We start from the raw sequence: 749 nt of genomic DNA, 5'->3' as shown, positions 1-749 counted from the left end.
ATGAGGTCCTCCTGGGCCCAGCGGGGCCGGGCGAGTCCACTGGGCACCAGACGCTGTCGCGGCGGCATCGATAGCCGGTGATTTCTCGCACGAAAAGTGGCCCTACTGGTCAACGGTGGCCTGGCTGCACGGGGCCGGGCAGCCGGTGAATGGTCGCGGAGCCGGCGCCGCTTCTGGTGCGGTGGCTGCGCCGGGTCGGGACTCTGACGACGTGGGGGGCCTTCACAAGTGGTGATGCCCGCCTCGGCACGGGGTGGCCGGGCCGAGGCGGGCATGACAGCTCGTTCTGGTGCCTCCCCCGACCGGAGGCTTCCGCCGACGGGGACGCACCGGTGACCGGAGGATTGCGACCGCTTCAGGCGGCGTGGGCTGCCGAGGCGTGGCGCAGGCGGTGACCCTCGGTGGGAACCATCCGGGGCAGCCCGGTGCTGGCCTCGCGCACCCACAGCACACCCAGGTGGGCCGCCACCTGGCTCACCGTGCCGGCATGGCGCAGGTGCTGCTCATCCCACACCTCGATCCGGTCCCCGGGACGCACCCGGGCCAGGTCGTGGATCCATCGATCAGTGGTGGTCATGAGGCGTCCTGTTCATGTCGTGCGGTGAGGTGTGATGCGTTGCCCGCGGTCTGCGGCGATCCGAGCCCTGGAACAGGACCCGGATCGCCGCAGACCGGAAGGGGTGCTCAGGCGGTGTAGTACTCGCGGCTGCCGGACTTGGCCAGCCCGCGGGACACCAGGTAGCCGATGG

Annotated in this window: 1 protein-coding gene; it reads right to left on the bottom strand. The window is 71.0% G+C overall.

Going from position 1 to position 749, the window contains the following annotated elements; translation table 11 throughout:
• Positions 1–355: 355 nt before the first annotated feature.
• Positions 356–577: a hypothetical protein gene (locus tag RF647_RS19040; protein ID WP_368813101.1), complete on the bottom strand. Its 222-nt coding sequence runs from the start codon at positions 575–577 to the stop codon at positions 356–358.
• Between the last annotated feature and the right edge of the window lie 172 nt (positions 578–749).

The organism is Kocuria sp. CPCC 205263, assembly GCF_040981075.1.
Taxonomy (GTDB): Bacteria; Actinomycetota; Actinomycetes; order Actinomycetales; family Micrococcaceae; genus Kocuria; species Kocuria rosea.
This window is presented reverse-complemented; position numbering and strand designations above follow the sequence as displayed.

Coding starts and splice junctions, on each gene's coding strand:
- RF647_RS19040 (WP_368813101.1), bottom strand. CDS start 577: ATGACCACCACTGATCGATGGATCCACGACCTGGCCCGGGTGCGTCCC.